Genomic DNA, 23,368 nt, shown 5'->3' on the forward strand with positions numbered 1-23,368 from the left:
GGGGCCCGGCTTCGAGGGGTGGCGCGTCGGCACGCCATCCTAGAATCGCCGCATGGCATCTCCAGCGGCTTCTTCATGATCGGTTCCGGCGGCAAGCCCACCAGCAGGGACGTCGCGCGGCTCGCGGGGGTGTCGCAGGCGACGGTGTCGCGCGTGCTGCAGAACTCGCCGCTGGTGCAGCCGGCCACGCGCCAGGCGGTGCTCGATGCGATCGCGCAATCGGGCTATGCGCCCAACGCGGCCGCGCGCTGGATGCGCACCAAGCGCACCGGCATCATCGCGCTGGTGGTCGCCAACCTCGCGGTCAATCCGCTCTATCCGGCGATGCTGCAGCTGCTCTCGGCGGCGCTGCGCAAGCGTGGCCTCTCGGCCTCGGTCTACGAGGAAGAAGACTTCAGCGACGCGACCATGCGCGTGATGGTCGAGAGCGGCGTGGACGGCGTCATCACCACCACGGCCACCGAGGCCTCGCTGCCGCTGCTCGAGCGCATCGCGCAGAAGGTGCCGCTGGTGCTGCTGCACCGCACGGTGGGCTCCGATGCCTTCGACCAGTTCTCGAGCGACAACCGCGCGAGCGGTGCCTCGACCGCGGGCTTCTTCATGGACCACGGGCGCACGCGGATCGGCCTGATCTCGGGCCACGACCTGCCGAGCACCTTGCGCGAGCGCGAGCAGGGCTTCGTCGAGGAGCTCGCGCGGCGCGGCGTCGCGCTGAGCCCGGGCGCGGTCGCGCGGGTGCCGAAGTTCTCCTATGCCGCAGGCCAGGACGCGGCGCGCGCGATCCTGCAGTCGGGCCGCGTCGATGCGATCTTCGGCGTCAACGACATCGTGGCGATCGGCGCGCTCGATGGGGTGCGCTCACAGGGGCTCGCGGTGCCGCGCGACGTCTGGGTCGTGGGCCACGACGACGTGCCGATGGCCGCCTGGGACAGCATCGCGCTCACGACGGTCTCGCAGTCGCGCGAGGCGATGGTGGAAGCCGCCGTCGCGCGGCTGTGCGCGCGGCTCGACAACCAGCAGATGGAGCCGGCACGCGTGGTGCTGCCGCACGCGTTCATCGTGCGGGGCACGGCCGGCTGATGGCGGCTCAGTCCAACGTGATGTTGTTCTCGTGGGCCACCTTGCCCCACTTCGCGACTTCGTTCTTCAGGTAGCTCGCGAACTCCTCGGGCGTCGAGCCGACGATGTCCGCGCCCATCGACGTGAGCTTGGCGGCCGTCTCCGGCTGCTTGAGGATCTTCACGATCTCGGTGTTGAGCCGCGCGACGATCTCGGGCGGCAGGTTGGCCGGACCCATCACGCCGCCCCAGGAGTTGGCCTCGAAGTTCGGGATGCCGCCCTCGGCCACCGTGGGCACCGAGGCCAGCGCCGACGAGCGCTTGGCACCGGTGACCGCGATCGGCTTGAGCAGCCCGCTCTTGATCTGCGACATGCCGCCGATCACGGTCGGGAAGATCACGCTCACGTTGCCCGCGATGGTGTCCTGCAGGCCGGGCGCATCGCCCTTGTAGGGCACGTGGACCATCTTGAAGCTCGCCATCGACTTCATCATCTCGCCCGCGAGATGGTTGGCCGATCCGTTGCCGGCCGAGGCATAGGTCAGCTTGTCGGGATGTGCCTTGGCGTAGGCGATCAGCTCCTTCATCGAGTTGACCGGCATCGTGGGCTGCACCAGCACCACCAGCGGCACCACCGAGGTCAGCGTGATCGGCGTGAAGTCCTTGATCGCGTCGTAGGGCAGCTTGCGGTAGACGGCCGGATTGATCGCGTTGGGCCCGAGGTTCGCCATCAGCAGCGTGTAGCCGTCGGGTGCCGCCTTGGCCACGTATTCGAGCGCGATCAGGCCGTTGGCACCGGGCCGGTTCTCGACCACGAAGGCCTGGCCCAGCGCCTCGGTGAGCTTCACGCTGAGCAGGCGCGCGGTCACGTCGGAGGCGCCGCCGGGCGGGTAGGGCACGACGAAGCGCACGGGCTGCTTCGATGGCCAGGCCTGGGCCAGCGCGGCGGCCGACACCACGAGCGAGGCCACGCACAGGCCCGCGGCGCGCAACAGGGAACGCGCCTTCATGCGGCCACCGTCGCGGTCGAGGTCGCGGGCAGCGGCAGGTCCAGCGTCGTGGTGCGCCGCAACTCGCGCCGGTACTTCTTGTCGTCGAAGGGCCGCGCGCGGTGCATGGTGGTGCGGTTGTCCCAGATCACGAAGTCGTGCACCCGCCATTCGTGGCGGTAGATGAACTGCGGCTGCGTCGCGTGCTCGCTGAGGTCGCGCAGGATCAGCCGGCCCTCGGGCACGGCCATGTCCACGATGTGCGAGGCATGCGAGGCGAGGTAGAGCGAGCGCCGCCCGGTGCGCGGCAGGGTGCGCGCCAGCGGATGCACCGCGCCCTTGAGCCGTTGCTTCTCTTCCTCGGAGAACTCGAAGCCCATGATCTGGCGCGAGTAGGCGATCGAATGGAAGACCTGCAGCCCTTCGATGGCGGCCTTCGTCGCGTCGTCGAGCGCGTCGTAGGCGGCGCGCATGTCGGCGAACTCGGTGTCGGCCCGCACGGGCGGCACCACGCGCGCCGACAGCATCGAGTAGCGGCCGGGCGGGTTCTCGAACGAGGCGTCGGTGTGCCACAGCCGGTTGCTGATGGTGCTCATGCGCAGCCGGTGGTCGGCCGGCAGGATCTGGCCGTCGGCGCCGACGTTGGAGATGTCGGTCAGGGCCTCGTTGCCGAAGCGGTTCTTGGCGAGCACGGCGACCGAGGTCTTGCTGTGCAGCGTGCCGTCGAAGCGCTCGGCGAAGGCGAGCTGCTCCTCGTTCTCGAGCGGCTGGTCGCGAAAGACCAGCACCGCGTGCTCGTCCATGCCGGCGCGCAACTGCGCGAGCGTGTCGGGGTCGGTCAGGGTGCGCAGGCTGATGCCGGTCACCTCGGCGCCCAGCACCGAAGGGAGTTTCTGGATGTGCAGTGTCATGGTGGAGTTGTCTTTGGGTACGTATTCATGAATACGTAGTCATTTTTGGCCGCATGGCCGTCGCGGCGCATCGGGGAAAGCCCGTGGCCCGGTCGAAACCCCGGGTTCAGCCTTCGGCGGCCGCCACTTCCTCGGCCATCCAGTGCTCGAAGTCGCGCACCCGCTGCGGCACCGGCCGGTCGGCGCGCCAGGCCATGAAGTAGCCGCCCTCGGTCGGCAGCCGCAGCGCGAGCGGCGCCACCAGCCGGCCGCTCGCGAGGTCGTCGCGCACGAAGGCCAGTAGGCCCATCATCACGCCCAGCCCCTCGGCCGCGGCCTGGTAGGCCATGGCGGCGTTCTCGAACTTGAGACCGCGATGGATGTCGAGACCGCTCAGCCCCGCGGCTTCGAGCCAGGCCGGCCAGTCCTGCGGCCGGTTCAGCGAGCTCAGCAGCGCGTGCTGCGCGAGGTCGGCCGGCTGCGCGAGCGGCGGATCGCGTTGCAGCAGCGCCGGCGCGCACACCGGCAGCAGCGTCTCGCGGAACAGCAGCCGGTAGCCCGGGCCCTCGGGCGGGCTGGGCTCGGAATGGATGCTCACGTCCACGTCGTCGCGCTCGAAGTCGGTCGGCTTGTGCGAGGTGGTGATCTGCACGTCGATGCGCGGATGCTTGGCATGGAAGCGCGCCAGCCGCGGAATCAGCCAGCGGATCGCGAAGGTGGGCGGCAGCTTGATGCGCAGCAGCCACTCGTCGGGGCTCTGCTGCAGCTGCCGCGTGCCGAGCTCGATCTGGTCGAAGGCCACCCGCATGCTCGCGTGGTAGCTCTGGCCCGCGGGCGTGAGCCGGATGCCGTGGCGGCCGCGCTCGAACAACTGCACCTCGAGCCAGGCCTCGAGCGTGGCGATGTGGCGGCTCACCGCGCCCTGGGTCACGCAGAGCTCGTGCGCGGCGCGCGTGAAGTTGCCGCAGCGCGCGGCGGCCTCGAAGGCGCGCAAGGCATTGAGCGGCGGCAGGCGGCGTGTCATGGGGTCTGACTTTAGCTCATGCCTGCATGCGTTAATTGTGATTGCGGCGCCTTCCTCTGCAGGCCTAGGATTCGGCCACTACAAGACAGGAGACGCGCAATGATGAAAAAACTGCATGCCTGCACGATGGCCGCGGTGCTGTTCGCGGGCTTCGGCCCCGCGCTGGCGCCGGCCCAGGACGCGGCCGCCAACTACCCCAGCCAGCCGATCAAGCTCATGGTGCCCTGGCCCGCGGGCGGCGGCGTCGACACCACGGCACGCATCGTGTCCGACATGCTGGGCCACCGGCTCGGCCATCCCTTCGTGATCGACAACCGCGCGGGCGCCGGCGGCAACATCGGCACCGAGCTCGCGGCGCGGCAGAAGCCCGATGGCTACAACCTGCTGATGTCCTCGATCAGCCCGAACGCGGTCAACGCCAGCCTCTACAGCAAGCTCGGTTTCGATCCGGTCAAGGACTTCGAGCCGGTGATCTACGTGTCGGCGGTGCCGAACATCCTCGTGGTGCCCGGCGACTCGCCGTTCAAGACCGCCAAGGACGTGATCGACGCCGCGCGCGCCAACCCCGGCAAGCTCAACTACGCCTCGGGCGGCATCGGCTCCTCGCAGCACCTGGCGGCGGTGCAGTTCGCGAGCGCGGCCAAGATCGACATCGTGCACGTGCCCTACAAGGGCACGGCGCCGGCCGAGGCCGACCTCGCGGCGGGCCATGTCTCGCTGATGCTCGACACCACCACCTGCCTGCCCTTCGTCGCCAGCGGCAAGATGCGCGCGCTCGCGGTGGCCTCGAAGAAGCGCAACCCCGCGCTGCCCGACGTGCCCACCTTCGACGAGGTGGGGCTGTCGGGCGTCTATGCCTCCTCGTGGTACGGCCTGTCCGCGCCGGCCGGCACGCCCAAGGCCATCATCGCCAAGCTCAATGCCGAGGCCAACGCGGTGCTCAAGTCGCCCGAGTTCCAGAAGCGCATGCTGGCCTTCGGCGCCGAGGTCGGCGGCGGCACGCCCGAGGAGTACGGCCGCTTCATGGCCAGCGAGACCAGGCGCTATGCCGAGATCGTGCGCATCTCGGGCGTGAAGCTCGATTGAACGCCGGCCCTTTCCCTTCTTCCCACGCTCCCGACGATTCCATGTCCGCTTCCCCCGCTCCCCGCACCCTGTTCGACAAGATCTGGGAGTCGCATGTCGTGATGCAGCGCGACGACGGCCAGAGCCTGCTGTACGTCGATCGCCACCTGGTGCAGGACGGCTCGGCGCCGGCCTTCGAGATGCTGCGCCAGCGGCAGCTGCCGGTGCGCCGGCCCGAGCGCGCCTTCGCCACGCCCGACCACTACGTGCCCACCGGCTCGCGCGTGCTGGCCGACATCGCCGATGCCGAGAAGCGCGCGATGGCGCAGGCGCTGCACGACGACAGCGCGGCCGCGGGCATCCGCTTCTTCGGCCTCGACGACATCCGCCAGGGCATCGTGCACGTGGTCGGCCCCGAGCAGGGCCTGAGCCTGCCGGGCAGCGTGATCGTCTGCGGCGACAGCCACACGGCCACGCACGGCGCGCTCGGCGCGCTGGCTTTCGGCATCGGCGCCTCGGAAGTGGCGCACGTGCTGGCCACGCAGACGCTGTGGCAGCGCAAGCCGCGCACGCTGCGCGTGACCATCGACGGCCGGCTCGGCGCGGGCGTGTCGGCCAAGGACATCATCCTGGCCGTGATCGCGCGCATCGGCGCCGCCGGCGGCACCGGCCACGTGATCGAGTACGCGGGCGAGGCGATCCGCGCGCTCTCGATGGCGGGCCGCATGACGGTGTGCAACATGTCGATCGAGGCCGGCGCGCGCGCCGGCATGGTCGCGCCCGACGACACCACCTTCGAATGGCTGGCCGGCCGGCCCGAGGCGCCGCGCGGCGCGGCCTGGGACGCGGCATTGGCCATGTGGCGCCGGCTGCCGAGCGACGAGGGCGCGGCCTTCGACAGCGAGGTGCGGCTGCAGGCGGCTGACATCGCCCCCATGGTCACCTGGGGCAACAGCCCCGAGGACGCGCTGCCGATCACCGGCCGCGTGCCCGATCCCGCGCAGGCGACCAGCGCCGAACGCCGCGAGGCGATGCGGCGCACGCTGGACTACATGGGTCTGGCACCGGGCCAGGCGCTGACCGATCTCGCGGTCGACCGCGTCTTCATCGGCTCGTGCACCAACGGCCGCATCGAGGACATGCGCAGCGCCGCCGAGGTGGTGCGCGGCCGGCGCGTGGCCGCGGGCGTGGAAGCCTGGGTCGTGCCCGGCTCGGGGCTCGTGAAGCAGCAGGCCGAGGCCGAGGGGCTCGATGCGGTGTTCCGCGACGCCGGCCTGCAATGGCGCCATGCCGGTTGCTCGATGTGCCTGGGCACCAATGGCGACCAGGTGGCCGCGGGCCAGCGCTGCGCCTCGACCTCGAACCGCAACTTCGTCGGCCGCCAGGGACCGGGTTCGCGCACCCACCTGATGAGCCCGGCGATGGCCGCGGCCGCCGCCATCACCGGCCGGCTGACCGACGTGCGCGCCATCCCGCCGGCGCACTGAAGCGCCGCTGCCACGAACCCACGCCCCGAATCCATGGAAGCCTTCATCTCCCTCGACGCGGTCGCCGCGCCGCTCGCGCGCATCAATGTCGACACCGACCAGATCGTGCCCGCGCTCTACCTGCAGAAGCCGCGCTCGGACGACTTCGGCGACTACCTGTTCCACGACGTGCGCCACGATGCCGCGGGCGCGCGCCGCGGCGACTTCGTGCTCAACGATCCCGTGTACGCGCAGGCGCGCATCCTCGTGGCGGGCCGCAACTTCGGCTGCGGCTCCTCGCGCGAGCATGCGGTGTGGGCGCTGCACGACGGCGGCTTTCGCACCGTGATCGCGCCGAGCTTCGGCGACATCTTCTTCTCGAACGCGCTCAAGAACGGCCTCTTGCCCGTGCGCCTGCCCGAGGACACGGTGCAGTCGATGCTGGCCGAACTCGCCGCCGACCCTGGCGCGCGCCTGCGCGTGGACCTGCGCGCGCAGACCGTCACGCGGCCCGGCGGCGAGGTCGAGTCCTTCGCCATCGATCCCTTTGCGCGGCACTGCCTGCTCGAGGGCCTCGACGAGATCGACTACACGCTGACCCAGCGCGCGCGCATCGAGGACTTCGAGCGGCGCCGCGCCGCCGAGTCCGCGTTGTCCCATTCCTCCCTCTGACCCGCTAGAAAAGGTTCCCAGACATGAAGATCGCAGTGATGCCGGGCGACGGCATTGGCCCCGAGGTGACCGCCCAGGCATTGAAGGTGCTGAAGGCCGTGGTGGGCACGGCCCAGCCGCTGGAACTCGCGCATGCCGCGATCGGCCAGGCCGGCATCGACAGCGCGGGCGACCCGCTGCCCGCGGCCACCAGCGAGATCGCGCGCAAGGCCGACGCCATCCTGTTCGGCTCGGCCGGCATGCCCGGCGACGAAGCCATTCCGTTCATGATGCGGCCCGGCGCGAGCCTGCTGCGCCTGCGCAAGGAGCTGGGCCTGTTCGCGAACTTCAGGCCGGCCTTCCTGTTCCCCGAGCTGATCGGCGCCTCCACGCTCAAGCCCGAGGTGGTCGAGGGGCTCGACCTGCTGATCCTGCGCGAGCTCACGGGCGACGTGTACTTCGGCGAGCCGCGCGGCAGCGGCGTCAATGCCGCGGGCGAGCGCGAGGCCTTCAACACCATGCGCTATTCCGAGCCCGAGGTCGAGCGCATCGCGCACGTGGCCTTCCGCACGGCGCGCGCGCGCAAGGGCCGGCTGTGCTCGGTCGACAAGGCCAACGTGCTCGAGGTGATGCAGCTGTGGCGCGAGGTGGTCACGCGCGTGGGCGCCGAGTATCCCGACGTGGAGCTCACGCACCTGTTCGTCGATGCGGCGGCGATGCAGCTGATGCGCGCACCCAAGCAGTTCGACGTGATCGTCACCGGCAACATCTTCGGCGACATCCTGTCCGACGCGGCCGCGATGCTCACGGGCTCGATCGGCATGCTGCCCTCGGCCTCGATGGCGGCCGGCAGCTTCGGCCTCTATGAGCCGGTGCACGGCACCGCGCCCGACATCGCGGGGCGCAACCTCGCTAATCCGCTGGCCGCGATCCTGTCGATGGCGATGATGCTGCGCTTCTCGTTCGGCCAGGCGGCCCATGCCGATCGCGTGGAGCAGGCGGTGCGCCGCGTGCTGGCCGATGGCTTGCGCACCGGCGACATCTACCAGGCCGGCAGCACGCGCGTGGGCACCGAGGAAATGGGCGACGCGGTGGTCGCGGCCCTGGGAAAGAACTGAAGGGACCAGGTCTTACGGGTTCAGGGCAGGGCGCGAGCCCTGCCTACCAGAGCTTCCACCAGCGCGGTGGCGGCTTGCGAAGTTCGAGCGGCCGGGTGTCGAGCTCCAGGCCCGCCACCGGCATCGAGGGCAGGCGCCGGCGCAGCGTGCGCTCCAGCTCGTGGGCCATGCCGCGCGCCCGCGCGTCGCCGCGCAGGGCGCGACGGCGCCATTCCGCAGCCTCTGCGGCCAGTGCATCCATGTCCATGTTGCTGATCTCCACCATGGCGCGATTGTCCCGTGCCGGCGCGCCGCGCGTGTAGGCGCAAGCAGTACGTCGGCGTACGAATGGATACGCAGCGAGGCCTGCATCCCACATCCAGGCAACAAGAAATCCGCCGCTATGTCAAAAGACATTGCGCGCCGATCCGAATCCGGGCCAAGTCGAGGCCCCGACCCGCTGATCCCGAGTGTAGGAAACGGCCTACGCGAGGACGCGGCATCGCTTGACCGACGCCGCTTCGGCCGCACCCGGCCGGGGGATACGATCCCCCACGCGAAACCAAATACTCAAAGAGGGACGGAGTCGCCGCGCGCATCATCGATGCGCGTGGCGATCGGTGGTGGGACCGGGAACCGTGCAAATACCGAGAGGAATCCATGAAGAACGACCATGAAGCGCTGCGCGCGACGCTGCGCGAGGAAGAGAACGACGTCATCGAGGGCTGGCTGGACGAAGCCCGTGTGAAAGAGCCGGGCGCGCGCCGCGCGGCGAGGGCGGAAACCGCCGATGTGCTGCGCCTGCTCGATGGCTTGCTGGCCGCGGGCGGCGATGCCCAGCGCTTCGAAGCCGCCGAATGGGTGCCGCTGCGCGACGCGCTGGCCAACCTCTCGCGCACGCGTGCGGCCAAGGGCGAATCGGCCGGCGACACCAGCCTGTTCGTGCTCGCGCTCAAGAAGCCGCTGTTCGCCGCGCTGCAGCGCCGGCTGGCGAGCGACCCCGCCGCCATGGCGGCCGCGCTGTGGACCCTGTCGGCCACCGTCGACCAGCTGGCGCAGCACACGGTCACCACCTTCCAGCAGGCGCGCGAGGACATCATCCGCCGCCAGCAGGAAGAGTTGCTCGAACTCTCGACCCCGGTCGTGAAGCTGTGGGAGGGCGTGCTGGCCGTGCCGATGATCGGTGTGCTCGACAGCGGCCGCACGCAGATGGTGATGGAGGCGCTGCTGCAGCGCATCGTCGAGACCGGCTCCGGCATCGCGATCATCGACATCACGGGCGTGCCCACGGTCGACACCCTGGTGGCCCAGCATCTGCTCAAGACCGTGACCGCGATCCGCCTGATGGGCGCCGACTGCATCATCAGCGGCATCCGGCCGCAGATCGCCCAGACCATCGTGCACCTGGGCATCGACCTGCAGGGCGTGCAGACCAAGGCCACGCTGGCCGACGCGCTCGCGCTGGCCCTGAAGCAGGCGGGCTGGCGCATCGAGCGCACGGCCTGAGCGGAGCCGCCATGGACCGCATTCCCATCCTGCGCATGGGCGACATCCTGCTGGTGACGATCCAGGTCGACATGCAGGACCAGACCGCGCTGCAGCTGCAGGACGACCTGGCCGGCCAGATCTCCAGGACCGGTGCCTCGGGCGTGATGATCGACATCTCGGCGCTCGAGATCGTCGACTCCTTCGTCGGCCGCATGCTGACCAGCATCTCGGGCATCGCCCGCATCCTGTCGGCCACCACGGTGGTGGTCGGCATGCAGCCGGCGGTGGCGATCACCCTGGTCGAACTCGGGCTGTCGCTTGAGGGCGTGAGAACGGCGCTCAATGTCGAGCGCGGCATGGAGATGCTGCGCCGCGCGCGCCTGGAGAACGCTCTTGGCCGCTGACCCCACGGGCACGTTGCCGCTGCTGTCCGAGCACAACATCGTGGCCAGCCGCCAGATGGTGCGCGCGCTGTGCCAGGAACTCAAGCTGTCGCTGGTCGACCAGACCAAGATGATCACGGCCGCCAGCGAGCTGTCGCGCAACGCGCTGATCCACGGCGGAGGCGGGCGCATGCGCTGGGAGTTCGTCGAGCGCAACGGCCGGCGCGGACTGCAGCTGCATTTCGAGGACGAGGGCCGCGGCATCGAGGACATCGCGCTGGCGCTGACCGATGGCTGGACCAGCGGCACCGGCATGGGCCTGGGGCTGCCCGGCAGCAAGCGGCTGGTCAACGACTTCGAGATCCAGTCGGCGCCCGGCGCCGGCACGCGCGTGAGCATCACCAAGTGGAAGTGATCGCGGGCTGGACCCACAAGGCGTTTCCGATCGACGATGCGAGCCGTGTCGGCGAGGCGCGCCGGCATGCGGCGCAGGCCGTGGCCGACATGGCCTGGAACGAGGTCGACGCGGGCCGGGTCGCGCTGGTGGTCACCGAGCTCGGCACCAACCTGCTGCGGCATGCGAACAAGGGCCGGCTGCTGATCGCCGCGCGGCCGCAGATGCACGAGCTCGAGATCGTCTCGATCGACGAGGGCCCCGGCATCGAGAACCTCGCGCTGTCGATGCAGGACGGCCACTCCTCGGGCAGCACGCCCGGCACCGGCCTGGGTGCGGTGCGGCGGCTGGCCGACGAGTTCGACATCCACTCCGCCGTGCCCGAGGGCACGGTCTGCGTGGCGCGCGTGCGCGAGGCGCGTGGCCGCGGCGCGGGCGAGACGCCGGGTGCGCAGCGGCTGCGGATCGGTGCGCTGTGCCTGCCGGCCCCGTACGAATCCGTCAGCGGCGATGCCTGGGCCGCCACGGTCTCGGACCAGGGCGACGCGTTCTGGGTACTGCTCGCCGACGGCCTGGGCCATGGACCCGAGGCGGCCAAGGCGGGGCAGGCCGCGGCCGAGGTTTTCGCCGAAACGCCGCAGCGCGACCTGCGCGACACGCTGCAGCAGATCCACCAACGGCTGCAGACCACGCGCGGCGCGGCCGTGTGCGTGCTGAGCCTCGATACGGAGAGCGGGCGCATCGCCTGGTCCGGCGCCGGCAACGTCGTCGGGCGCGTGCTTTCGGGCACCTTCGACAAGTCCATCGTGACCCAGCACGGCACCGCCGGCATGCAGATCCGCAAGCCCGAGACCGCCACGCTGGAGCTGCCGCCGCATGCGCTGGTGGTGCTGCACAGCGACGGCATCGAGATGCGCTGGCAGGCCGACCGCATCCGGCCATTGCTGCAAAAGGACCCCACGCTGGTCGCGGCCGTGCTTTTGCGCGACCATACGCGTCACCGCGACGATGCAACGGTCGTGGTTCTGCGGCGAAAGGAATGGCAATGAGCAGCAGCGAACCCGGAACCGCGCACGACACCGATGCCTCGGCACTGACGCGTCAGCTGGCCGAGAGCCGCCAGGAGAGCGACGACCTGCGCGCCGAACTCGAGGAAACCAACCGCGGCGTGGTGGCGCTCTACGCCGAGCTCGATGCGCAGGCCGAGCAGCTCAAGAAGGCCACCGAGCTCAAGAGCCGCTTCCTGGCCTACATGAGCCATGAGTTCCGCACGCCGATCAATGCGATCCGCAGCATCACGCGCATCCTCAGCGACCGCATGGACGGCCCGCTCACGGCCGAGCAGGAAAAGCAGGTCGGTTTCGTCGAGACCATGGCCTCGGAACTCGCCGAGATGGTCGACGACCTGCTCGACCTGGCCAAGATCGAGGCCGGCCGCGTGGAGATCTCGCCGGCCTGGTTCGAGATGGTCGACCTGTTCTCGGCGCTGCGCGGCATGTTCCGCCCGGTGCTCGGCAACCCGGCCACCGCGCTGATCTTCGAGGAGCCCGAGGGGCTGCCCAAGCTCTATACCGACGACCGCAAGCTGTCGCAGATCCTGCGCAACTTCATCTCGAACGCGCTCAAGTTCACGCCCGAGGGCGAGGTGCGCGTGACCGCGATGCGCGTGGGCGACGACCGCGTGCGCTTCTCGGTGGCCGACACCGGCATCGGCATCGCGCCCGAGCACCATGCGGCCGTGTTCGACGACTATTCGCAGGTCGATTCGCCGGTGCAGAAGCGGCTGCGCGGCACCGGCCTCGGGCTGTCGCTGAGCAAGCAGCTCGCCACGCTGCTCGGCGGCCATGTCGAGCTCGAGAGCGCGCTCGGCGAGGGCTCGACCTTCTCGGTCACGCTGCCGGTGCAGCTGCGGCGCCGGCCCGGCCCCGAAGCGCAGGATGCCGGTAACGAACAACACGCGGGGCAGGCATGAACATCGACCCCGTCATCAACATCACCATCGACCGTTCGCAGCACACGGTGCTGGTGGTCGACGACAACCCCACCACCCGCTATGCCACCGCGCGCGTGGTGCGCGCGGCCGGCTTCCATACCCAGGAGGCCGGCACCGGCGGCGAGGCCGTGCGGCTGGCGCCAAAGAACATCTCGGCCGTGGTGCTCGACGTGCACCTGCCCGACTTCAGCGGCTTCGAGGTCTGCCAGCAGCTGCGCCAGCGGCCCGAGACCTCAACCTTGCCGGTGGTGCACCTGTCGGCGACCTTCGTGCGCAACGAGCACAAGGTGGCCGGCCTCAATGCGGGCGCCGATGCCTACCTGGTGCACCCGGTCGAGCCGCCGGTGCTGATCGCCACCCTGCAGGCGCTGATCCGCGCGCGGCTGGCCGAGGAGAAGCAGCGCGCGAGCGAGGCGCGCTTTCGTGCCATCTACGACCAGGCGCCGCTGGGCTTCGCGCTGGTCGACGCCCTGGGGCGCTTCGCCGACGTCAATCCCGCGATGGTCGGCATGCTGGGCCGGCCGCGCGAGACGCTGATCGGCCAGGCGGTCAGCGCCTTCGCGCCGCCCGACTGGACCGCGTTCGTGCATGACCACACCGTCGAGAACGACGACCCGCTGCAGCCCCTGGCGACCTGGACCGGCGAGTTCCCGCTGCTGCGCCAGGACGGCCGCTGGACCCGCCTCGAATGGACCATGTCCACGGCGATCGAGCCGGGCCTGCGCGTGGGCATCGCGCTCGACGTGTCCGAGCGCTTCGAACTCGAGACGCGCCGGCGCGAGGTGCTCGAGCGCGAACAGGCGGCGCGCGCCGCGGCCGAGCGCCTGAGCCGCACCAAGGACGACTTCGTGGCCGTGCTCTCGCACGAGCTGCGCAACCCGCTCAACGCCATCGGCGGGTGGGTGCATCTGCTGAAGGTCGGCAACCGCGCGCCCGAGCAGATGGAGAAGGGGCTGAACGCCATCGACCGCAGCGTGAAGGCGCAGGCGCGGCTGATCTCCGACATCCTCGACGTCTCGCGCATCAGCTCGGGCAAGCTGCGGCTGCACCGCGAATGGGTGGACCCGGCCGCGCTGGTGACCGCCTCGATCGAGGCCTCGAACGCGGCCGTGGCCGCGAAGAAGCTGCTCATCCACTTCAACCAGGAAGGCGCCGAGCAGGCCGCCTGGCTCGACGGCACGCGCTTCCAGCAGATCGTGTGGAACCTGCTGTCGAACGCCATCAAGTTCTCGGACGAGGGCGGCCGCATCGTGGTCGACCTGGTGCGCAACGGCGACCGGCTCCACCTGTCGGTGCAGGATTTCGGCCGCGGCATCGCGAGCGACTTCGTGCCGCACCTGTTCGACCGCTTCTCGCAGAGCGACTCGCCCGACAACCGTTTCCACGGCGGGCTCGGCCTCGGGCTGTCGATCGTCAAGAACCTCGCCGAGCTGCATGGCGGGCAGGTCTCGGCGCACAGCGAGGGCGAGGGCAAGGGCGCCACCTTGCGCGTGTCGCTCGGCGTGGTGCCCGACGGCGACGGCGGGATCATCCTGCTCGATGCGCGGCAGCCGTCCGCCGATTCGCCGTCGGACCACCTGCTCGCGGGGCTCGAGGTGCTGGTGGTCGAGGACAACGCGGACGCCAGCGAGATCCTGGCCGTGGTGCTGTCCGACGCGGGCGCGCTGGTGCGCATCGCGCCCGACGTGGACGTGGCACTGCAGCTGCTCGACCAGAAGTGGCCCGACGTGCTGGTGAGCGACATCGGCCTGCCGGGCCGCGATGGCTACGACCTGATCCGCGAACTGCGGCTGCTCCAGGTCGAGCACGGCAAGCCGCGGGTCTTCGCGATCGCGCACACGGCCTTCACCCGGCCGCAGGACCATGGCAAGGCGACCGAGGCCGGCTTCGACGTGCACCTGGGCAAGCCGCTGCAGCCGCATGCGCTGATCACGCTGATCAACCAGCGCCCAGGCTGAGCGCGGCCTCCTAGGCCGCCGGGCCCTCCACGAACACATCGGAATGGAAGTCGGCGGCATCGAGGCCGCAGCGCGCGAGCGCGGCCTCGCGCACCGCCGCCACCATCGCGGGCGAACCGCAGCAGTACAACGCGTGCCCGCGCAGGTCGGGGCAGGCCTGCACCAGCGCCTCGTCGGCCCGGCCGCGGACCTGCTCGGCGCCCAGGCTGTCATCCGCCGTGGCGTCTTTGTCGCTCAACGCCGCGATGAAACGCAGCGAAGGCCACTGCCGCTGCCAGCGCGCGATCGCGGCGGGCAGATAGATGTCCTGCGCCCGGCGCGCGCCCCAGAGCAGCGTGATCGGCCGGTCGACGCGGCGTTTCATCAGGTCGTCGAGGATGGACTTGACCGGCGCGAAGCCGGTGCCGCCGACCACGAAGACCAGCGGGCCGGTGTCCTCGCTGCCACCGACCAGCGAGAAGACGCCGAACGGCAGCTCCACCTCGAGCACATCGCCGTTCGCGAGCTGCGGCACGCGCGCGCTGAAGGCGCCGCCGGGCACATGGCGCACGTGCAGCGCCAGCGTGTCGCTCTCGTGCGGCGGATTGGCCATCGAGTAGCAGCGGGTGCTGCCGTCGTCGAGCTTCAGCTGCAGGTACTGGCCGGCCTGAAAGCGCGCGCGCTGGCCCGCGGGCAGCCGAAGCTGCAGCAGCGAGACGTCGGGCGCCGCGAGCTGGTGGCGGAACACCTTGGCCGCGAAGCGCTTGCGCGCCGCGGGATCGACGCGCCGCCACGAGACCGGTCGGATCTCGAGCGCCGGACTCGCGGCCGTGCACATGCAGAACAGCACCTGGCCCGGCCCGCAGGTCTCGTTGACCAGCGCGCCGCGGCCCGTGGGCGCGACCTCGCCGTGCGCGACCGTGCCCGCGCAGTTGCCGCACACGCCCTTGCGGCACGAGTGGGGCAGCTCGATGCCGGCGCGCAATGCGGCGTCGAGCACGGTCTCGCCCTCGTTGCCGTCGAAGGCCAGGTCGCTGTCGGCGATGGCGATGCGGTGGCTCATGGCACGACCTCGCCGGGCACGGTCGGCAGGCCCGACAACAGCGCGATGGTGCGCAGCACGGCCTCGGGGCTCGCGATGCCGCGGCCCGCGATGTCCATCGCGCTGCCGTGGCCCACGCTCGACAGCAGCGCATCGGTGCCGATGCTCAGGGCGCTCGCGGCCCGCGGCGCCAGCAGCTTGACGGGGATGTGGCCCTGGTCGTGGAACATCGCCACGTAGAGGTCGTGCGCGCGATCGGCGAGCAGCAGGTCGGCGCCGACGGGGCCGTCCACGCGCAGGCCCTCGGCGCGCGCGGCCTCGATCGCCGGGGCGACGATCGCCGCATCCTCGGGCCCGAACAGTCCGCCCTCGGACGCATGCGGGTTGATGCCGAACACGCCGATCGAGGGCTGCGCCACGCCGAGCGTCGCGCAGGCCCGCGCGCCGGCACGGATCGCCTCGGTCACCAGCGCGGGCGTCATGCGTTCGAGCGCGGTGCGCACGCTCTCGTGCAGCGTCGCATGCACGATGCGCAGCCCGCCGCCCACGAGCATCAGGAACACGCGGTCTTCGGCCATGCCGCAGACGCGCGCCACCAGCGAGGGATAGCCGCTGAAGGCGATGCCGGCGCGATGGATTGCGGTCTCGTGGTGCGGGCAGGCGACCACCGCATCGAGCTCGCCGCGCCGGCAGGCCTGCAGCGCGGCCGTGGCCGACGCGACCGCGGAGGCACCTGCTGCGGCGTCGATGTGTCCGGGATGCGCTTCGAGGTCGCCGGTGGTAACCAGCGCCGCATCGCGCAGCGTCGCATCGAGGCCGAGCTGCGCCGCCGTGCGTTCGAACACGTTGGCGGGACCGTACAGCACGATGCGTTCGCGGTCTTCGCGCGGCAGCGCGGCCAATGCCTTCAGCGCGATCTCGGGCCCGATGCCGTTGGGATCGCCCGCCGTGAGCGCGAGCCGGCGCGGCGTTTCAAGAGAAGACTCGGCGTTCACAGCGGCAGCGCGAGCAGGGTATCGGTCACCGTGCTGTCGCACACGGCCACGCGCGACTGCAGCAGCAGGCGGCCCTCGCGGCGCACGAAGCGGTCCTCGTAGCTGCCGGTGGCGAACATCTCGGTCTGTCCCGTGGCCATGATGCGCGCCACCATGAAGGGCGTGCGCGCGCGCGCCGTGTCGCCCTCGACCTCGAGCAGCAGCGGCATGCCCAGCAGGTGGCGGTAGCGCTGGCGCTCGTAGATGTTGGCCTCGCGCAGCGCGGCGATGCGGTCCTCGAGCATCGCGCGCGAGTCGGCGTAGACGATGCCCGCGGGCAGTCCCTCGCGCTCGTTCTCGACGTGGGTGATGCGGTAGTGGCAGTCCTCGGCGAAGAAATCGGGCCAGCGCTCGAGCGCATCGCTGTCGATGGCATCGGCATAGGCCGCGTTGAAGGCGCACAGCGCCAGCAGGTCGATCATGGGTGTTCTTTCCTCGTCGGGTGCTCAAGCGCCCATGTGCTGCCGATAGGCTTTCCAGAAGCCGCGCACCGAGGCCTCGGTGGCGCGGCCCTCGCTCGAGACGGCACCGTCGCCGCCCATCTCGACGATGGCCTCGTGGTCGGCCGCGCCCGCGATGCCGCGCTGCACGAAGCCGCCGACCGCGCCGTCCTCCATCGAGATGAAGCCCGCGGGCCCGACCAGGTTCGACTGCTTGAGCCGCACGCGGCGCTGTTCGGGCGTGTCGTCGACGTAGCCGATGTAGGTCCAGTTGAGCTCGGTGCGCGCGCTGCCCTTGGGCAGCACCTGGCGCACCGCGAGGCAGTTCTGGATCTGCTGCAGCACGAAGCCCGGGAACACCGAGAGGATCTGCAAGGTCACGCCGTCGTCGTACTCCTTGAAGCCCGCGAGCACGCTCGGGTCCTTCAGGCGGTAGCGGTCGTTGTCGGAGCGCAGCGCCTGTTCCTTGTACGAGGCGTCCTTTTCGGCGGCTGCGTCGATCATCGAGTAGCTCACATGGTGACCGCCGCTCTCGTCGACGATCACGCCGCCCTTCTGCGACAGGCGGTTGAGCTCGAAGGTGGTGAAGAACAGGTGCAGCAGGCTCGCGTGGTAGCTGTCCTTCACGTTCTCGACGTAGAGCTTCCAGTTGTTGGGCAGCGCCTGCGTGAAGCGGCCGATCACCTCCACCGGCTTGTGCAGCACGCGCTCGATGCGCGCGCAGATCTCGTCGCCGAGGTACTCCTCGATCGAGGGCACGTCCTCCGAGAAGCTGCCGAACACCAGCCCGCAGAAGCGCGCGATGCGCAGCTTGCGCGGCCCGTGCGCCTCCTTGCAGAAGCTCGCGGGCATGCCGCCCTGGCCCTTCACGCCCTTCTCGAAGGCCACGCCCGTCAGGTCGCCCTGGCGGTTGTAGCTCCAGGCGTGGTAGACGCACTGGAAGTTCTCGCTGCGGCCCGACTTCTCGAGCGCGATCAGCGCGCCGCGGTGCGCGCAGCGGTTCTCGAAGGCGTAGATCTCGTCGTCGTCGTCGCGCACCACCACCACCGGCGTCTCGCCCGCGAAGGTGGTGCGGTAGCTGCCACCCTCGGGCAGCTCGGCCTCGAGGCACAGGTAGTTCCAGGTCTGGCCGCGGAAGATGCGTGCCTGCTCGTCGGCGGCCAGTTGCGCGTCGCTGTAGACGCCGAAGGGAATGCGCGTGAGGCCGGGCCCGGACCAGTGGATCGGTTGCGCGGGCGCGGTGGATGAAGCGATGGACATGGCGGGCTTACTCGAGGGTGACGTTGGCGCTCTGGATGACCTTGTGCCACTTGGCGGACTCGGCCTGGATGAACTGGCCCGTGCGGGCACTGTCCCAGCCGCGCGGCTCGGCGCCCTGCTCGGCGAACTTCTGCTTCACGTCGGGCAGCGCGAGCGCGGTGGCGATGGCCTTCTGCGTCGAGGCCACGATCGGTGCCGGCGTGCCCGGCGGAGCGACCACCGCGAACCAGGTCACGGCATTCATCGCGGGCAGCTTCTGCTCGGCGAAGGTCGGCGCCTCGGGCAGCGCGGGGCTGCGGTGCTCGTCGGCCACCGCGAGGATGCGGACCTTGCCGGTGCGCGCGAACTGCAGCGAGGAGGAGATGTTGTCGAAGAACACGTCGACCTGGCCGCCGATCAGGTCCACCAGCGCGGGCGCCGTGCCCTTGTACGGCACGTGCGTCATCTCGGTGCCCGTGAGCTGCATGAACAGGCTGGCCGTGAGGTGCGAGGTGGTGCCGTTGCCCTGCGAGGCGAAGCTCACCTTGCCGGGGTTGGCCTTGAGGTAGGCGATGAACTCGGCCACGTTGTGCACCGGCAGCTTCGGGTTCACCACCAGCACGTTGGGCACCGTCGCGAGCACCGTCACCGGCACCCAGCGCGTGGGATCGAAGCCCAGCTTCTTGTAGAGGTGCTGGTTGATCGCGATCGGCGCGGGTGGCGAGGCCAGCAGGGTCTTGCCGTCGGGCTCGGCGCAGTAGACCACGTCGGCGCCGATGTTGCCGCCGGCGCCCGTGCGGTTCTCGATCACCAGGCCACCGGGGAACTGGTCGCGCAGCTTGTCGGCCACCACGCGCGGCAGGATGTCGGCGGTGCCGCCGGCGGGGAAGGGCACGATCATGCGCGCGACCTTCTCGTTGGCGGTCTGCGCCTGCGCGGCGGGCGGCAGCGTGGGCAGCATCAGCGCGGCCAGGGCCGCCAGGCCGAGCGTGCGCGCGGCGAGTCTGTGGAACATCGTGTGTCTCCGTCTTGTTCGTGCATCGAGGGGTTTTCAGTGTCCTTGCGAGCCGGTGGCTGGACAAGCTAGATTTGCGCTATGCGCAAAAACGAAACCGAAGCCTCAAGCGAGGACGAGGCCGTCCCCGACAAGAACTTCGTCGCCTCGCTCGAGAAGGGGCTGGCCGTGCTGACCTGCTTCGGCCGCCAGCACAGCCGGCTCAACGTGTCGGAGGTCGCGCGGCTCACGGGGAGCACGCCGGCCTCTGCGCGGCGTTCGCTCCTGACCCTGCGCGCGCTCGGCTACCTGGACAGCGACGGCAAGCGCTTCTGGCTGCTGCCGAAGGCGCTGCTGGTGGCGCATGCCTATCTGGCGTCGCGGCCCGAGCCTTCGGTGGCGCAGCCGCTGCTCGACGCGCTGTCGGAACGCACGCGCGAGTCGGCCTCGCTCGCGCTGCTGCAGGACGACGACGCGATCATCATCGCGCGCTCCACCGCGCGGCGCAGCCTCAGCACCGGCCTGGGCATCGGCTCGCGCCTGCCGGCCTACTGCGCGGCGCTGGGCCGCGTGCTGCTCGCGAGCCTGCCGCCCGAGGAGGCCGAGCGCCGCATCCGCGCCATGCCGCGCCCGCGGCTCTCGCCGCGCACCGTCACCGACGCGGCCGAGGTGCTGGCCATCGTCGCGCGCTGCCGTCGCGAGGGCTACGCCAGCAACGACGGCGAACTCGAACTCGGCGTGCGCTCCATGGCCGTGCCGGTGCGCGACCGTGCGCAGCAGGTGGTGGCCGCGATGAGCATCGCTGTGCGTACCGAGCGCATGACGCTGGCGGAGTTTCGCGAGGCCTTTCTGCCGGCGCTGCAGAAGGCCAGTGCGAGCTTGAGTGCGCGCCTGTATCCGGGATGATGCGAAGCCGCCACCGGCAGGCGGCGATGCAGAATGCCCCGTCGCCAGCGACCACAACTTCGACAACAGCTTCATGAACCTGCGTCCCTCTCTCGCTCGCACCCTTCTCGCGGGCGCGACCCTCGCCCTGCTGGCCGCCTGCGCCGCGAATCCACCCGCGGACCCCGGCGAATGGAAGCCCAACCCGCCCAACCCCAATGCGCCGTATCCCGCCGAGTCGCGCACGAATGGCGAGCAGGGCATGGTGATGCTGCGTGTGCGCACCACGCCGGCGGGCAAGCCGGCCGCGATCGAGGTGCAGAAATCGAGCGGCTATCCGCGCCTGGACCGCTCGGCGGTCGAGACGGTGTGGAAGTGGCAGTTCAAGCCCACGCCCGACGACGGCACCGTGGTCTGGCGCGAGGTGCCGATCCGCTTCTTCATCACCTCGCTGCCGCAGCAACAAAGGCTCGACTGAAAGCGCCGCCGCTCAGGCGATGGCCGGCGCATCGTCCGTGAGCTGGCGCAGCGCCTCGCGCAGCTTGCCGAGGTCGGCCGGCTTCGAGAAGTGCGCGTCGAAGCCCGCCTCGAGCGCCTGGCGCCGGTCCGATTCCTGGCCATAGCCGGTCAGCGCGATCAGCGCCATCCGGCGTGTGCCCGATTCGCGCTCTCGCTCACGCACGCGCCGCGCGAGTTCATGTCCGCTCATGCCGGGCAGCCCGATGTCGAAGATGCCCGCGTCCACGGGCCCGGCCTCGAGCAGTTGCAGCGCCTCCTCGGCGCTGCCGGCCTTGCGCACCTCGTGCCCTTCGAGCGCGAACCACTCGGCCAGCACATCGAGCGCATCGAGGTTGTCGTCGACCAGCAGCAGGCGCAGCGTGGGCGCGCCGATGGCGGCGGCGTCGGCGGGTGCCTCGGGTTCGGTGGCCGCGGCGCCGGCCAGCGGCAGGCGCACGATGAAACGGCTGCCCTGTCCCGCGCCGGCGCTCTGCGCCTCGATCAACCCGCCGTGCAGCTTCGCGAGGCTCTGCGCGATGGCCAGGCCCAGGCCCAGGCCGCCGGCGGCGCGCTGCAACTGCTGCGCGCCCTGCACGAAGCGCTCGAACACGTGAGGCAACAACTCGGGCGCGATGCCGATGCCTTCGTCGGCGACCGACAGTTCGGCCTGGCCGTCGACCGTGCGCAGGTCCAGCGCGATGTCGTCGGTGGGCTGGGTGAACTTGGCGGCGTTGTTGAGCAGGTTGCACACGATCTGCACCAGCCGCAGCGGATCGCCGAGCACCGGCACCGGCTGGTCGGGCAGGCTCAGCCGCGGCATGCGCGCGCGCGGCTGCAGCGCGGGCTGCGTGAGCTCGATTGCCTTGGCGGCCACGTCGCGCAGGTCGACCGGTTCGGGCCGCAGCACGATCTTTCCCGACACGATGCGCGAGATGTCGAGCAGGTCGTCGACCAGCCGCGACAGGTGGCGCACCTGCCGCTCGATGATCTGGCGCTCGCGCGGAAAGGCCTTCTCGTCCTTGCGCTCGATCAGCGTGAGCGCGAGCGAGATCGGCGCCAGCGGGTTGCGCAGCTCGTGACCCAGCATGGCGAGGAACTCGTCCTTGGCCTGGCTCGCCACCTCGGCCTGGGTCTGCGCCTTGCGGGCGCGCGCGAGCAGGCGCACGTTGTCCAGGGCCAGCGCGGCGCGCTGCGCGAGCTCGCCGATCAGGGCACCGTCGGCCGGCGAGAAACGCCGCTTCGAGCGGTCCTGCAGGATCGCCATCGCGCCGATGGTGCGGCCGCGCGCCACCAGCGGCACCACGCAGCCGGCCGTGATGCCCAGCATCTGCACGAAGGCGCGCAGCTGCGGGTCGAGCAACTCGAAATCGCCGGGACGGTCGAGGTTGCCGATGAAGGTCTGGCCGCTGGCGATGGCCCAGGGGAACGAGCCCGGGCCCGTGGTCGGGGCCGCGCTGTTGTCCACGAACTTCGCGATCTCGGCGCTGCGCACGGGGTCGGCATGGTGGGTGAGCTTGCGCTCGAGCACGTCGTGCTCGTCGAGCAGGTCGATGCGGCAGAGGTCGGCCACGTGCGGCACGATGATGCCGGCGATGGCCTGCAGGGTCGACTCCTCCTCCAGCGAGCGCGACAGCACCGCGCTCGCGCTCACCAGCCGCTCGAGCTGGGTCTGCGCCGCCTGCGCCACGGTGCGCGCCTCGCGCTCGGCGTTCAGCAGGCTGTCGCGTTCGGCCTCGTGCTCGGTGCGCTGCGTGGCGGCATCGGCCAGCGCATGCGCCACGGCGTCGATCTCGGCGATGCCCGAGGCATGGGGCGAGACCGGCAGGCCGTGGCCGAGCGCGTCGGCGCTGCGGCGCAGGCGCGCCATCGGCCGCGTGATCGAGCGCGACATCCACCAGGCCACGAGCGCGCCGAGCAGCAGCGACACCAGCAGGCCGCCGCCATAGGCGACCAGGGTGCGGCGCAGCGCGTCGTCGGCCACCGCGGTGGGGGCGCCGAGCGCGACGATCCAGGGCGTGACGTCGATGCGCGCCACGGCTGTCTGCACCTCGGTGCCGTCGACGTTGCGCGTGGTGCCCACGTATTCGCGCCGGTCCTTCATCGTCTGCAGCAGCGCGCGCAGGCTGTCGCTGGGCGCGCGGCCGCGAAAGCGCTCGTCCTCGCGCGAGCGCGCCACGCGCGTCAGCGCCGAATCGAAGACCGAGACCGTCCAGCCTTCGGGCACGCGCTGGCGCGCCAGCACGGCGCCGATCGCCTCGGGCCGCACGATGGCGGTGAGCACGTAGCGCACCGTGTCGTCGCGTATCACCGGCACCCGCACCGCGAAGGCCAGGTTGCCGCGCGGTCCCGGTGTCAGCGCGCCGATGCCGGGCTGGCGCGTGCGGATCACCTCGGCCAGGCTGGCGGCCTCGACCACCTCGCCGTCGGGTCCGGCCACCGAGCCCTCGCTGCTGAAGACCACCTTGCCCGAGGGCGCGATCAGCAGCACGCCGCGCCATTCGGGATGCGTGGCGCGCAGCGACTTGGCGAGCACCAGCGCGTCGATCAGGCCGCTGTCCTCGTTGGCGCCCAGCGGCTCGGCCAGCGCCAGCGCCTGCAGCGCCGAGATCGTGAGCCGCAGCTCGCTGTCGACCGAGGTCGCGAGCGCGCGCGCCACGCCCATGGTGGAGGTCTGGGTCTGCGCGCGCTGGGCCTGCAGCAGGCCGTTGAGCGCGAAGCCGCAGACGACGGCGAGCGGCAGCAGGGCCGCCGAGGCGACCAGCAGGAGCCGGACCGAGAGGGAGGGAGCGCGCATTCGCCTG

At 70.8% G+C, this 23,368-nt stretch carries 23 protein-coding genes; 13 read left to right on the forward strand and 10 right to left on the reverse strand.

Translation table 11 applies throughout. The features are described from left to right. Positions 1-75 precede the first annotated feature (75 nt). Positions 76-1,080 carry a LacI family DNA-binding transcriptional regulator gene (locus tag AC07RV_RS38435; RefSeq protein WP_208508591.1) on the forward strand — a complete coding sequence of 335 codons (1,005 nt, stop codon included), beginning with the start codon at positions 76-78 and terminating at the stop codon, positions 1,078-1,080. A 7-nt stretch (positions 1,081-1,087) separates the two neighbouring features. Here the strand turns inward: AC07RV_RS38435 and AC07RV_RS38440 are convergent, their stop codons facing one another. The 3 genes from AC07RV_RS38440 to gcvA form a co-directional block, all read right to left on the reverse strand. Further along, entirely contained in the window at positions 1,088-2,068 is a 981-nt protein-coding gene (locus AC07RV_RS38440) for a Bug family tripartite tricarboxylate transporter substrate binding protein (RefSeq protein ID WP_296787259.1), read from the reverse strand. Further along, entirely contained in the window at positions 2,065-2,958 is an 894-nt protein-coding gene (locus tag AC07RV_RS38445) for a TauD/TfdA dioxygenase family protein (RefSeq protein ID WP_296787261.1), read from the reverse strand. The genes AC07RV_RS38440 and AC07RV_RS38445 overlap by 4 nt, the downstream gene beginning before the upstream one ends. A 106-nt stretch (positions 2,959-3,064) precedes the next feature. Beyond that, entirely contained in the window at positions 3,065-3,961 is an 897-nt protein-coding gene (gcvA, locus tag AC07RV_RS38450) for a transcriptional regulator GcvA (RefSeq protein ID WP_093353172.1), read from the reverse strand. 99 nt (positions 3,962-4,060) lie between these two features. Between gcvA and AC07RV_RS38455 the strand changes: the two genes are divergently transcribed. The 4 genes from AC07RV_RS38455 to leuB are packed head-to-tail and all read left to right on the forward strand — an operon-like array spanning position 4,061 to position 8,261. After that, the gene (locus tag AC07RV_RS38455; protein ID WP_093353175.1) at positions 4,061-5,047 is read left to right on the forward strand and encodes a Bug family tripartite tricarboxylate transporter substrate binding protein; all 987 of its coding nucleotides are present in this window, start codon (positions 4,061-4,063) and stop codon (positions 5,045-5,047) included. A gap of 41 nt (positions 5,048-5,088) precedes the next feature. Continuing rightward, positions 5,089-6,513: a 3-isopropylmalate dehydratase large subunit gene (gene leuC, locus AC07RV_RS38460; protein ID WP_296787264.1), complete on the forward strand. Its 1,425-nt coding sequence runs from the start codon at positions 5,089-5,091 to the stop codon at positions 6,511-6,513. Positions 6,514-6,546: 33 nt separating this feature from the next. Next, a complete protein-coding gene (gene leuD / locus AC07RV_RS38465) occupies positions 6,547-7,164 on the forward strand; it encodes a 3-isopropylmalate dehydratase small subunit (protein WP_296787266.1) in 618 nt (205 codons plus the stop codon). A gap of 23 nt (positions 7,165-7,187) precedes the next feature. Then, the gene (gene leuB / locus AC07RV_RS38470; RefSeq protein ID WP_296787267.1) at positions 7,188-8,261 is read left to right on the forward strand and encodes a 3-isopropylmalate dehydrogenase; all 1,074 of its coding nucleotides are present in this window, start codon (positions 7,188-7,190) and stop codon (positions 8,259-8,261) included. Positions 8,262-8,304: 43 nt separating this feature from the next. On the opposite strand, the gene AC07RV_RS38475 is transcribed toward leuB, so the two are convergent. Continuing rightward, positions 8,305-8,526 (reverse strand): hypothetical protein, encoded by a 222-nt coding sequence (locus tag AC07RV_RS38475; protein WP_143129320.1) that lies wholly within the window; start codon positions 8,524-8,526, stop codon positions 8,305-8,307. 374 nt (positions 8,527-8,900) lie between these two features. Between AC07RV_RS38475 and AC07RV_RS38480 the strand changes: the two genes are divergently transcribed. The 6 genes from AC07RV_RS38480 to AC07RV_RS38505 are packed head-to-tail and all read left to right on the forward strand — an operon-like array spanning position 8,901 to position 14,456. Beyond that, on the forward strand, positions 8,901-9,746 hold the full coding sequence (locus tag AC07RV_RS38480) for an STAS domain-containing protein (RefSeq protein ID WP_296787270.1): 846 nt from the start codon (positions 8,901-8,903) through the stop codon (positions 9,744-9,746). A gap of 11 nt (positions 9,747-9,757) precedes the next feature. Next, the gene (locus AC07RV_RS38485; RefSeq protein ID WP_203207821.1) at positions 9,758-10,132 is read left to right on the forward strand and encodes an STAS domain-containing protein; all 375 of its coding nucleotides are present in this window, start codon (positions 9,758-9,760) and stop codon (positions 10,130-10,132) included. Further along, positions 10,122-10,526: an anti-sigma regulatory factor gene (locus AC07RV_RS38490; protein ID WP_296787272.1), complete on the forward strand. Its 405-nt coding sequence runs from the start codon at positions 10,122-10,124 to the stop codon at positions 10,524-10,526. Before AC07RV_RS38485 ends, AC07RV_RS38490 begins: the two co-directional genes overlap by 11 nt. Next, positions 10,517-11,554 carry an ATP-binding SpoIIE family protein phosphatase gene (locus tag AC07RV_RS38495; protein WP_296787274.1) on the forward strand — a complete coding sequence of 346 codons (1,038 nt, stop codon included), beginning with the start codon at positions 10,517-10,519 and terminating at the stop codon, positions 11,552-11,554. Before AC07RV_RS38490 ends, AC07RV_RS38495 begins: the two co-directional genes overlap by 10 nt. Further along, positions 11,551-12,477, forward strand: coding sequence for a sensor histidine kinase (locus AC07RV_RS38500; RefSeq protein ID WP_296787276.1), 927 nt, complete (start codon positions 11,551-11,553; stop codon positions 12,475-12,477). Before AC07RV_RS38495 ends, AC07RV_RS38500 begins: the two co-directional genes overlap by 4 nt. Beyond that, complete coding sequence (locus AC07RV_RS38505) at positions 12,474-14,456, forward strand: response regulator (protein WP_296787278.1); 1,983 nt, start codon at positions 12,474-12,476, stop codon at positions 14,454-14,456. Before AC07RV_RS38500 ends, AC07RV_RS38505 begins: the two co-directional genes overlap by 4 nt. A gap of 10 nt (positions 14,457-14,466) precedes the next feature. Here the strand turns inward: AC07RV_RS38505 and AC07RV_RS38510 are convergent, their stop codons facing one another. From AC07RV_RS38510 to AC07RV_RS38530, 5 genes are read right to left on the reverse strand one after another with little or no spacing between them, the layout of a single operon-like run. Continuing rightward, complete coding sequence (locus AC07RV_RS38510) at positions 14,467-15,498, reverse strand: 2Fe-2S iron-sulfur cluster-binding protein (RefSeq protein WP_296787281.1); 1,032 nt, start codon at positions 15,496-15,498, stop codon at positions 14,467-14,469. Continuing rightward, complete coding sequence (locus AC07RV_RS38515; protein ID WP_296787283.1) at positions 15,495-16,472, reverse strand: PdxA family dehydrogenase; 978 nt, start codon at positions 16,470-16,472, stop codon at positions 15,495-15,497. The genes AC07RV_RS38510 and AC07RV_RS38515 overlap by 4 nt, the downstream gene beginning before the upstream one ends. After that, positions 16,469-16,933: an aromatic-ring-hydroxylating dioxygenase subunit beta gene (locus tag AC07RV_RS38520; protein ID WP_296787285.1), complete on the reverse strand. Its 465-nt coding sequence runs from the start codon at positions 16,931-16,933 to the stop codon at positions 16,469-16,471. Before AC07RV_RS38520 ends, AC07RV_RS38515 begins: the two co-directional genes overlap by 4 nt. A 24-nt stretch (positions 16,934-16,957) precedes the next feature. Continuing rightward, entirely contained in the window at positions 16,958-18,211 is a 1,254-nt protein-coding gene (locus AC07RV_RS38525) for an aromatic ring-hydroxylating dioxygenase subunit alpha (protein ID WP_296787286.1), read from the reverse strand. A 7-nt stretch (positions 18,212-18,218) separates the two neighbouring features. After that, complete coding sequence (locus AC07RV_RS38530; protein ID WP_296787287.1) at positions 18,219-19,205, reverse strand: Bug family tripartite tricarboxylate transporter substrate binding protein; 987 nt, start codon at positions 19,203-19,205, stop codon at positions 18,219-18,221. An 81-nt stretch (positions 19,206-19,286) separates the two neighbouring features. On the opposite strand from AC07RV_RS38530, the gene AC07RV_RS38535 reads away from it, so the two are divergent. Beyond that, the gene (locus tag AC07RV_RS38535; protein ID WP_296787288.1) at positions 19,287-20,090 is read left to right on the forward strand and encodes an IclR family transcriptional regulator domain-containing protein; all 804 of its coding nucleotides are present in this window, start codon (positions 19,287-19,289) and stop codon (positions 20,088-20,090) included. Between the two features lie 73 nt (positions 20,091-20,163). Next, positions 20,164-20,547 (forward strand): energy transducer TonB, encoded by a 384-nt coding sequence (locus AC07RV_RS38540; RefSeq protein ID WP_296787289.1) that lies wholly within the window; start codon positions 20,164-20,166, stop codon positions 20,545-20,547. Between the two features lie 12 nt (positions 20,548-20,559). On the opposite strand, the gene AC07RV_RS38545 is transcribed toward AC07RV_RS38540, so the two are convergent. Continuing rightward, complete coding sequence (locus tag AC07RV_RS38545) at positions 20,560-23,361, reverse strand: hybrid sensor histidine kinase/response regulator (protein WP_296787290.1); 2,802 nt, start codon at positions 23,359-23,361, stop codon at positions 20,560-20,562. Positions 23,362-23,368: the final 7 nt, after the last annotated feature.

Source organism: Variovorax sp. GW821-FHT09B01 (assembly GCF_059418345.1).

Bases quoted from the DNA above. Each gene is read 5' to 3' on its own strand.
- AC07RV_RS38435 (WP_208508591.1), top strand. From the start codon at position 76: ATGATCGGTTCCGGCGGCAAGCCCACCAGCAGGGACGTCGCGCGGCTC.
- AC07RV_RS38440 (WP_296787259.1), bottom strand. From the start codon at position 2,068: ATGAAGGCGCGTTCCCTGTTGCGCGCCGCGGGCCTGTGCGTGGCCTCG.
- AC07RV_RS38445 (WP_296787261.1), bottom strand. From the start codon at position 2,958: ATGACACTGCACATCCAGAAACTCCCTTCGGTGCTGGGCGCCGAGGTG.
- gcvA (WP_093353172.1), bottom strand. From the start codon at position 3,961: ATGACACGCCGCCTGCCGCCGCTCAATGCCTTGCGCGCCTTCGAGGCC.
- AC07RV_RS38455 (WP_093353175.1), top strand. From the start codon at position 4,061: ATGATGAAAAAACTGCATGCCTGCACGATGGCCGCGGTGCTGTTCGCG.
- leuC (WP_296787264.1), top strand. From the start codon at position 5,089: ATGTCCGCTTCCCCCGCTCCCCGCACCCTGTTCGACAAGATCTGGGAG.
- leuD (WP_296787266.1), top strand. From the start codon at position 6,547: ATGGAAGCCTTCATCTCCCTCGACGCGGTCGCCGCGCCGCTCGCGCGC.
- leuB (WP_296787267.1), top strand. From the start codon at position 7,188: ATGAAGATCGCAGTGATGCCGGGCGACGGCATTGGCCCCGAGGTGACC.
- AC07RV_RS38475 (WP_143129320.1), bottom strand. From the start codon at position 8,526: ATGGTGGAGATCAGCAACATGGACATGGATGCACTGGCCGCAGAGGCT.
- AC07RV_RS38480 (WP_296787270.1), top strand. From the start codon at position 8,901: ATGAAGAACGACCATGAAGCGCTGCGCGCGACGCTGCGCGAGGAAGAG.
- AC07RV_RS38485 (WP_203207821.1), top strand. From the start codon at position 9,758: ATGGACCGCATTCCCATCCTGCGCATGGGCGACATCCTGCTGGTGACG.
- AC07RV_RS38500 (WP_296787276.1), top strand. From the start codon at position 11,551: ATGAGCAGCAGCGAACCCGGAACCGCGCACGACACCGATGCCTCGGCA.
- AC07RV_RS38505 (WP_296787278.1), top strand. From the start codon at position 12,474: ATGAACATCGACCCCGTCATCAACATCACCATCGACCGTTCGCAGCAC.
- AC07RV_RS38510 (WP_296787281.1), bottom strand. From the start codon at position 15,498: ATGAGCCACCGCATCGCCATCGCCGACAGCGACCTGGCCTTCGACGGC.
- AC07RV_RS38520 (WP_296787285.1), bottom strand. From the start codon at position 16,933: ATGATCGACCTGCTGGCGCTGTGCGCCTTCAACGCGGCCTATGCCGAT.
- AC07RV_RS38525 (WP_296787286.1), bottom strand. From the start codon at position 18,211: ATGTCCATCGCTTCATCCACCGCGCCCGCGCAACCGATCCACTGGTCC.
- AC07RV_RS38530 (WP_296787287.1), bottom strand. From the start codon at position 19,205: ATGTTCCACAGACTCGCCGCGCGCACGCTCGGCCTGGCGGCCCTGGCC.
- AC07RV_RS38535 (WP_296787288.1), top strand. From the start codon at position 19,287: ATGCGCAAAAACGAAACCGAAGCCTCAAGCGAGGACGAGGCCGTCCCC.
- AC07RV_RS38540 (WP_296787289.1), top strand. From the start codon at position 20,164: ATGAACCTGCGTCCCTCTCTCGCTCGCACCCTTCTCGCGGGCGCGACC.
- AC07RV_RS38545 (WP_296787290.1), bottom strand. From the start codon at position 23,361: ATGCGCGCTCCCTCCCTCTCGGTCCGGCTCCTGCTGGTCGCCTCGGCG.